This is a genomic window from Pedobacter rhizosphaerae (assembly GCF_900111155.1).
GTDB lineage: Bacteria > Bacteroidota > Bacteroidia > Sphingobacteriales > Sphingobacteriaceae > Pedobacter > Pedobacter rhizosphaerae.
Genome location: NZ_FOGG01000067.1, coordinates 1 through 8,989, shown reverse-complemented (window position 1 = coordinate 8,989; position 8,989 = coordinate 1). Strand labels below are relative to the sequence as shown.

Genomic DNA, 8,989 nt, shown 5'->3' with positions numbered 1-8,989 from the left:
TACAAGATCAGCACGCTATTACAGGCTAGTTCTGGACTGCCTAGAAAACAAAATTAAGAAAATATTATTTGGAAATCAACACAGAATCTTAGGTGGTTAAATGTGTTGCGTGTTGTGGGGCATGATGCTTAACTGTCCAGGTACAAAACTTAGATGCCTTAGAAGCCTTAGGTGGTTAAATGTGTGCTATTGGATACCAGGATACAATGTCTTTACTTATTAACAAGCTTAAATGTGCTGTAGGGTACGTGCCACGACGTATTGGTTCAACTGCCGCAAAGTCTCTTAACACATAACCTACAACACATAACCCATTTAAAAAAGTTTTTCTTGCGGTGGTTTTACACCAGCTAAACGAAGGTATACTGTTGCCTGACCGCGATGGTGAGTTTGATGCTCAAAATCTTTTACAAATACCATTTCCTTAGTCATTTCAAAACGGTTAAAAAGTTTTACCTTTTCATTCAGCTGTGCAGGTGTTAGTTTTTTTAAACCAGCAATAGCGTAGTCATATCCATCCATTACCAGCTTGGTTACATTTGCTTTAGATTTATCGGTAATCTTTTCAACTTCGCCTAAAGCATAAGGACTTTTATCGCCCGTAGCAAGTGCCGTAAAACCATAATTGGCATCAGTTAGGTGTAACATTTGTTCTGCAAAGGAACGCATCTCAGGAGTAGGTTTTAGCGCGTAGCCAGAATCAGGCATGGCATCTAAATATTCTTTGGTATAAGCTTTGGCTCTTTCCCACTCTGCAACATTAGCAGCAGCTGGGGCTTGCGCATTTGCAATACCTGTTAAGCCCACCAGGCAAAGCAGGGTTAAAAATAGTCTTGTTTTTTTCATTGTTTGTTTTGTTAGTCAATCAAAGATACACAGAAGTACGGCAGTTATTGTTAACAAAATATGACCTATTTTCCTGGCATCTTAAAGGAAGGTGGAACAGCATTTGCATCTGCCGCCCATTCTTTATTAGGTCTTTTGCTCATTACTAATTCCAGTTTGCCACCTTTCATCAGGTCATCGTGAGAGAACCAGGATTTATTCCACACCTGGCCATTTAACTTAGCCGATTGGACATACTTATTGTCTGGTGAATAATTTAGACAAGAGATTTCGAACTTTTTACCATTTCCAAGATCCAGCTTCACATTGGCAAAAGCAGGGCTTCCTATAACATACATGGGTAAACCTGGGGTCATAGGGTAGAAGCCCATTTGTGAAAATACGACAAAGGAGGTGAGTCCGCCGCCGTCTTCATCGCCCGGAATCCCCATCACATCATTACGAAACCATTGGGCCAGTAAACTGCGGACACGCTTTTGGGTGCGCCAGGGCTGACCAGCGTAATTATATAAATAGGGGATATGCATGGCCGGTTCATTGCCCATAGAAAATTGTCCTACATTCCCGGTGTGATCGGGCAATTGCGAATAAAAATCAAATCTGCTTTTTCCCAATGGAGTATTGTACATTTTCTCCAGTTCATCTACAAAAGCCTGTTTGCCGCCAATCATTTCTACCAAATCGCCCACGTTATGCAATACATCCCAGCGATATAGCCAACCGTTATTTTCGTCGTAGGTTTCCCTTGCCCCTAAGCCACCAGAAAAACGATAATCTAAAGGCTCAATGAATTTTCCGTTGGCATCTTTGGGGTGGAAGAATTTAGTTTCCGGATTGAAAACCGTGTGGTAGCTTAAACTTTTATCCAGAAAATGTTTGGCTTCATCTGTTTTGCCCAGTTGCAAGGCAATGTTACCTAAGCACCATTCATCATAAACGGTACCCAGCGTTACCGCTATGGGTTGGCGTTTTTCAAAGCCATGAACCTCTGGAGCAGTTTCCTTTTCGCCTGCCGGCAAAGCAGGAAAATAGCCCTTATCCTTAAAAAACTGGTCTAAAACACCCGCTTTTTTGGCCGACCATGGGGCCAATGTTTTCTCGGTAATTCCAGCTTTACAATATTGGTAAGCTTCTTCCAGATTAAAAGACTTTAAACCTTTGTTGTAGGCATCAATAATAGTCGCAACACCATGGTTACTGTTCATCCGGCGGCTATCGCCCGTAACTTCAGGGAAAGTAGGCATCCAATGATCGTCCATCTGTTGTGCCATACGCAGGTAAGAATTAATCATGTTACTTTCCATTTTAGGTTCTATAATCACGCGAAGCGGATGGGTAGCACGATAAGTATCCCATATCCAGTCATCGGTAAAAAAGGGCGTACCATTATCGTTGTGAATCTTTCCGTCAAAGGCGCTGAAATATTTTCCATCTTCCGATAAATTGATCATCCTTTCATATGTGCGGTAAAGTGAGGTATAAAATATCGTTTTGGCAGTTTCATCGCTCCCTTCGATCTGGATTTTTCCCAGCGTAGCGTTCCAGATTGCTTTGCCTTTTTGAGCAACGCTGTTCAGGTTATAATCTTTTATCTCTCGCTGTAGGTTGTTTTTGGCTTGCTCAACACTGATAAAGGAAATTCCGTAATGTACTTTGATCTGTTTGGTTTTGGCTGGATACTTAAGCACCAGATAAGCATTACGTCCGGAAGTCGATTTATTTTTCGAATCAATTAAATTATTTTGATGCGTTCCCGATTCAACAGGTTGTAGGTCTGTTTCAAAGTAAATAAACACTTTTGTATTGTTGCTTAATTTTTGAAAACCACTTACGGTATTTTGATTAACGGTTAACTCGCCATCTCTGGTATTTAAAATTAAATAGGCGGGAAGATTGCTTTGATTAAATTGAAGATCGTAAATCGCCGATTGATGTGAGGGAGCGAATTTGACGTTTACACCGTAATCATCTAAATCTACTTCGTAGTAGTAGGGCTTAATAATTTCATTGTCGTAACCGTAACGGATAGTGCTTTTTACATTTTCTAAATTTCCCTGGTAAGGACTAAGGTTAAAAGCAGAACTTCCTCTGTGGCTGGTTACAACAAGCGGTAAGCCATTAATGGTATTGCTGGTGAAATTTTCACGCTCTGGATAAGCACGTAAAATGCTATTGGGTAAATGTACGGTAGGGTAGGTTGGGACCAGTAAATGGCTGGTATTACCAATATAGGGATTAACGTAATCTACCGGTTGTTTTGGGGTTTGTGCAACAGCATTGCCAGCACCAATAACTAATAAAAGAAATGATGTGAGGAGGTATTGAATAGGTTTTTTCATGATTAGAATTTCCGTAGGATAAAACAAAACTAGTATTTTTTGAAAGAGATTTGAAGTGAATTAAAATTCTATATGTATCAATTATGATGCAAATAAAACGTTTTAGTTTGTTTAGTTCGCTGGATTTTGAAAAACAATGTTCATAGGCGATAAGCCTGGGGGTGGCGTTGAGATGGTGAAAGTTCCTGATCGTCAATTCGACTAATATTACCTGCAAAACGACTCATTTTTAGCATTTCAATACGTTCATCTTTGCATAGTAAATTTTAAAACAAAGAATTATGCAAACCATATTTATTACAGGAGCATCATCAGGTTTAGGAAAGGCCACTGCTCAATTATTTCAAAAACAAGGTTGGAGGGTAATTGCTACCATGCGAAATGTGGACAATGAATTTGAGGTGTCAAAGTTGGAAAATGTAATCCTTCTTCCTTTGGATGTAACCGATGTAGCGCAAATTCAGGCCACAGTAAAAAACGTTGTGGAAAACTATGAGGTAGATGTAGTGTTTAATAATGCGGGATACGGCTTAATCGGTGCACTGGAAAGTTTTGAAGATGCACAAATAGAACGTCAGATCGCTACAAATTTAATGGGAGTAATTCGAATTACCCAGGCATTTGTACCTTATTTTAGAGCAAAAAGAAGAGGCATGTTTATTAATGTAACCTCCAGTTTCGGGATTATTGGTTTCCCAACCTGTTCTATTTACAGTGCTACCAAATTTGCCGTCGACGGGTTTTCTGAAAGTATGTCGTATGAACTGGCTCAATTCGGCGTGGTGGTTAAAGTACTTGCACCTGGCGGGATTCAAACGGATTTTGCTACCCGCTCTGTAGATGTAGGCCAGCATGAGGCATATAGTCAGTTAACTGTTGAAGTAAGCAAAGGGTATAGCTCCGAAAAAATTGCCCAATATGCCCGGGTAGAAGATATTGCAGAAGAGGTATTTACAGCCGTAAATGATGGTACAGTAAAACTGCGGTATGTTGTTGGAAAAGATGCTACTGCATTGTATGAGGAGCGTATAAGGCTAGGTGCAGAAGAACAGGTTCAAAGGATTAAAAATCAATTTATTTTTTAACAGGAAAATGATGGCTGTAGAACTCACTACTTTTAAACTGAATAACTGTACATTGGCACAATTTATTGAGGCTAACCAGGAAATAGATGTTTTTTTAAGACACCAAAAGGGCTTTCTTTCCAGAAATATGTTCGAATTAGGCGGGATTATTTATGATCTTCTTTTCTGGAATAGTGAAGCAGAGGGAAGAGCCGCGATGCACAAACTGATGATTGATTTAAGTGATTCGATGGTGCATGATATGATTGATCAGCCTACCGTTAGCTGGAATATCACTACGGTAAAACATTTCGTAAATTCGTAAAGCGATTAAACTACCTTATGAAAAATCAGCCCAAAATATTCCAGTCACTTTCAGAGCTGCATCAAGCAATGGGACAACCTAAGCCCCTCCATCCATTAATTAGCATAATTAACTATGGCGAGGCCATTTTTGATCCCAAAGATTTTGAGCAAGGAATTATTCTCGATTTTTATAAAATTTCCTTTAAAACAAATTTTAAAGGAAGGCTACGTTATGGACAGGGGTTTTATGATTTCGAAGAAGGAGGAATGTCTTTTGTTGCTCCGGGGCAAATTTTAAAAATGCAGGATGAGGAAGCCAATTACGAGGGGATGTCGTTGCACATTCATCCCGATTTTATTCGCCCATATTCAATAAGTCAAACCATTGCAACCTATGGTTTCTTTGGTTATGGCGCGGCAGAAGCCTTGTATTTGTCGGAAAAGGAAAAGCAAACTATTCTTAGTGTTTTCAATCATATTGCATCCGAATTGAATGAACGCATTGATCATTTCAGTCAAGATGTGATGATCTCTCAGATTGAACTGCTGCTTAATTATAGCAACCGTTTTTACAACAGACAATTTATCACGCGGAAGGTGGTTAATCATGAGGTGTTGAGTAAATTGGAAATCCTGCTGGAAGATTATTTTAAGGATGAAAATGCCATTCGAAATGGTTTACTTGCTGTGAATGCCCTGGCAGAAAAACTGAACCTATCACCTCGATATTTAAGCGATTTGCTGCGTAACCTAACTGGACAAAATACGCAGCATTTTATCCACGATAAGATTATTGAAAAAGCAAAAACATATTTGGTAAAAGATACCCTCAGCATTGCAGAAGTTGCCTACCAACTTGGCTTTGAGCATCCGCAATCTTTTAATAAGCTGTTTAAGGCCAAAACAAAGCTAACACCCAAAGCTTTTAAGGCATCCGTACAGAAACCTTAAATTAATAACCCTAATTAAAATTACCATGAAAAACTCAGATTTTGATCAAATTATAGCACGTGCCTTAAAAATAAGGACCAAATACCATGAATTAGAACATTTAAATCATGGTTCGGAATGGAGCATCGAAGAAGATGCTTTAGCTTACTTAAGTGATGCAGGATTAGTCGGTCGGAATGTTATGGCCCAGCAAGAGCGCTGGCCGAAAGCCTATGCTCATGAGGAGTTAGAGCATAAACTGGCTGAAAATATCTGGTGGCTAATTGTACTGGCCAATAGAATGGATATGGATATTAAGATGGCTATGGAAAAGTTTTTATCAAAAACAGAGGATTTGGTTGGGGCTTAGTGTATCAGAGCCGCATCCGAATTAATCATGTGGGGCTTCATTGCCATTTCACGTGGCTTCCGTGGCAAAATTAACTACAAAGAACGCTAAGTTTTGCACAGAGAAACGCAAAGGCTAATTGGAGCTTAGTTATAACCCATAGCGGAATTAACAGCCTAAGGAGTCTGAGGTGCCTAAGGTGGTTACCCCTTTCCCATTTCTTCTGGCTAATCACAGCATCCAATCCTTTGTAGCATTTATAAATTCCGTTTACTATTTTTAATTAATCTAAATAACTTATATTTGCCGGATCAAATAAAGGTTTTGGAAGAACAGGCAATTTCAGCATTTTCAGATAATTTTATCAAGATTGATCGAAAGTCGTTCGAGCAAATCTATGATTTATATTGGGAGAAGGTTTTTGCGGTTTGTTACAACAACATTAAAGAACTGGAACCTGCCAGGGGAATGGTTCAGGAGATTTTCAAATCCCTTTGGGAGCGTAGAGAAGAACTTCAGCTCCAAAAAGTAGAGCATTACCTCATCCGGGCGGCTAAGTTTAAAACTTTCGAATACATCAGAAATAAGGTGAACAGGCAAAAACATATGGAATTCCAGATGATGGATTGTTTGCATGCCAGTAACTGCACTGAAGAACAGATTTTGTTTAACGATTTGAAAGAGAAATTAGATGATTTGGTAGACACCCTACCTTGTCAATGTAAAAGGGTATACAAGATGAGCAGGGAGCAAGGAATGAGCAACGGCGAAATAGCCAGTTTATTGGTCATATCTGAAAGAGCTGTAGAATACCACATCACCAAAGCCATGAGTAGAATTAAATCGGGACTGGCTCATTATTAATAAATTTTTGTGAAGGGTTACGGAAATAGGCGGGTTGCGCTACTTATATTTAAAGGCAATATTTTATTAAGTTTGCAAATAGCGCAGATCAAATTATTCAACAGATTTATTAATGGCCATTAATCAGGAACTTTTAGAGCGATATCATTCTAACCTTTGCACACCAGAGGAACGTAAGTTGGTGGAGGAATGGTTATTTAGCGCTGAAGTAGACGATCTAGCTCCATTGCCTCCAGCTATCAACAAATCTGATCTCAAAAGGAGCATCTGGGAAGGTATTGATGCCGATTTTATCAAAGAACCTGCATCAACCACACTAAAAACAAGGAGCAACACTTATTTTATGTTTAAAGGTGCCATCGCTGCATCGTTATTTATTGCTTTAATCGCTACTGTTGGCTATTGGCTAACGCGAGGAACATCATTCTATGAAAAGGATTTTATCTCGCTTAATAATGCTTCCACACAGGAGGTTAAACATATTAATTCAAATGGATATAGCGTAGCTATCGGACCTAACACGGTAGCTAAAATAAACAATGTTGCAGGGGTAATCGACTTATCGGGAAGCCTTTTAATTTCGCCTAAAAAAGATGTAGACCTTTTGTTTGAGGGAACGAAGAAGAAAGTAACCTTGAAAAAGGGACAAACCTATATCATTCTTAAAAATAAAGCGGGAGCTGAAGGCATTATTGTGGTGAGCGAACGCAATTTAATGGATCTTCCCCCTGTAATGCAAAAGCAGATTACCACACAATTTGATATCTAAATTCCCTTTCCGTATACATGATTAATTTCCTTACTCGTCGCTTCTTTATTTTGTCTTTACTGGTTTTGATGCTATTTGGAGCGATTGGTTGCCTAAACAAATCAGATGCTGAAGCAAAATATAGCTTTTACATTTTGGCGAAGGATGGAAATGAATACCTGCTTACCAGCAATTCATTAACGGATGGAAGTTTAAAGCCTGAAACTGATGGCGTGCTTCTGGATAGGAAAGATATGGATCGTGATGTGATGATAAAGGAAGGCTATTATTATCACCTGAATAGGAAAAAAGGACTTTTTACAAAGTTTAAGCTGGAAGAGGGAACGTTAAAAATGATTGATACTTTAAACCTTAAAGATTATTCGATAGAAAATTTTAACTGGCTTGGAAAGGATACACTTTTGCTTACAGCTTTAAACATTTCCGGTTACAATGAAACCAAATTTGCCCTCATTGATACTAAAAGAATGAAAACGATCAGGGCGGGAACAATGGAGATTCCAAAACCTTCAGGAATCTTTACCACACTTTCGATAGGCCTGGTAGAAAAAAGAAAAAACAGTTTGTTGGTGGGTTATACCTATCATCATTCAACCGGAATATCCAATTATGCAACGAGTGATACGCTTTATGTTTCACAGCTAAGTTATCCGGATATGGAACTGATTAAAACTGAAAAGGATACCCGCTCTACCTATCCTGGAGGAGTAAATACCATTCAGTCATATAATTTTAGCGATGCGCATCAGGATTATTATTTTATGTCGTGCCCAGGCATTGCTTTAGGTAATCGCCCTGAAATTCCAACGGGGATATTTAGGATTAAGGCCAATACAGATACTTTGGATCGCGACTATTTCTTCGATATTTCGGGCTCAGTCATTCAGAACCATGCTTATGGCATGTGGAATTTGGGGAACGATAAGGTAATTATCCGCTCAGAAAGAAAGGATCTTTTTAAGGGTTTAGGCGATCACTACAGTACTGCTCATTTCGAATTTTACGAACTAAACCTTAAAAGCAAAGCCATTAAAAAACTGGCACTTCCTTTAGATAAGGGAACGAGAAGAGAATGTGTTTTGGTAGAGGGAAATACCGCTTACATTGCTGTAAATTCAACTAATGAGGGTAATTATATTTGGGTTTATGATGTTCAAACGGGTGCGCTTAAAAAAGGATTGCAGTTGGCGGGAGATACTGATTTTATCTTGCGAATGGATAGGTTGTAAAGAATCCCGATTGATTTAACCACCTAAGGCGACGAAGTTTTGTACCAGTAGGGGGTAAGCATCATGTCCCATAACACGCAACACATAACCCACAACACATTAACCACCTAAGGCATCTAAGGCAACTAAGTTTTGTGCCTGGAAAGTATTAAGCATCATGTCCCATAACACGCAACACATAACCCACAACACATTAATCACCTAAGATTCTGTGTTGATTTCCAAATAATATTTTCTTAATTTTGTTTTCTAGGCAGTCCAGAACTAGCCTGTAATAGCGTGCTGATCTTGTA

Annotated in this window: 9 protein-coding genes; 7 read left to right on the top strand and 2 right to left on the bottom strand. The window is 39.0% G+C overall.

Annotation, left to right across the window (positions count from 1 at the left end; all coding sequences use genetic code 11):
• Window positions 1–315 precede the first annotated feature (315 nt).
• Both BMX11_RS23845 and BMX11_RS23840 read right to left on the bottom strand, forming a co-directional pair.
• Window positions 316–846 carry a DinB family protein gene (locus BMX11_RS23845; protein ID WP_090890061.1) on the bottom strand — a complete coding sequence of 177 codons (531 nt, stop codon included), beginning with the start codon at window positions 844–846 and terminating at the stop codon, window positions 316–318.
• Window positions 847–911: 65 nt separating this feature from the next.
• Window positions 912–3,185, bottom strand: a complete 2,274-nt coding sequence (locus BMX11_RS23840) for a GH92 family glycosyl hydrolase (RefSeq protein ID WP_090890058.1) — start codon at window positions 3,183–3,185, stop codon at window positions 912–914.
• A 281-nt stretch (window positions 3,186–3,466) separates the two neighbouring features.
• Here BMX11_RS23840 and BMX11_RS23835 point away from each other — a divergent pair, with 281 nt between their 5' ends.
• From BMX11_RS23835 to BMX11_RS23805, 7 genes are all read left to right on the top strand, one after another.
• Window positions 3,467–4,270, top strand: coding sequence for an SDR family oxidoreductase (locus tag BMX11_RS23835; RefSeq protein WP_090890054.1), 804 nt, complete (start codon window positions 3,467–3,469; stop codon window positions 4,268–4,270).
• Between the two features lie 7 nt (window positions 4,271–4,277).
• Window positions 4,278–4,574 (top strand): hypothetical protein, encoded by a 297-nt coding sequence (locus tag BMX11_RS23830; protein WP_090890051.1) that lies wholly within the window; start codon window positions 4,278–4,280, stop codon window positions 4,572–4,574.
• Between the two features lie 17 nt (window positions 4,575–4,591).
• Window positions 4,592–5,506, top strand: a complete 915-nt coding sequence (locus BMX11_RS23825) for a helix-turn-helix domain-containing protein (RefSeq protein WP_090890049.1) — start codon at window positions 4,592–4,594, stop codon at window positions 5,504–5,506.
• A 25-nt stretch (window positions 5,507–5,531) separates the two neighbouring features.
• Entirely contained in the window at window positions 5,532–5,855 is a 324-nt protein-coding gene (locus tag BMX11_RS23820) for a nucleoside triphosphate pyrophosphohydrolase family protein (RefSeq protein WP_090890046.1), read from the top strand.
• A gap of 282 nt (window positions 5,856–6,137) precedes the next feature.
• Window positions 6,138–6,698 (top strand): RNA polymerase sigma-70 factor, encoded by a 561-nt coding sequence (locus BMX11_RS23815; RefSeq protein WP_245738755.1) that lies wholly within the window; start codon window positions 6,138–6,140, stop codon window positions 6,696–6,698.
• Between the two features lie 112 nt (window positions 6,699–6,810).
• On the top strand, window positions 6,811–7,467 hold the full coding sequence (locus BMX11_RS23810) for a hypothetical protein (protein ID WP_090890043.1): 657 nt from the start codon (window positions 6,811–6,813) through the stop codon (window positions 7,465–7,467).
• A gap of 17 nt (window positions 7,468–7,484) precedes the next feature.
• Window positions 7,485–8,696 (top strand): DUF4374 domain-containing protein, encoded by a 1,212-nt coding sequence (locus BMX11_RS23805; protein WP_090890040.1) that lies wholly within the window; start codon window positions 7,485–7,487, stop codon window positions 8,694–8,696.
• Window positions 8,697–8,989 lie beyond the last annotated feature (293 nt).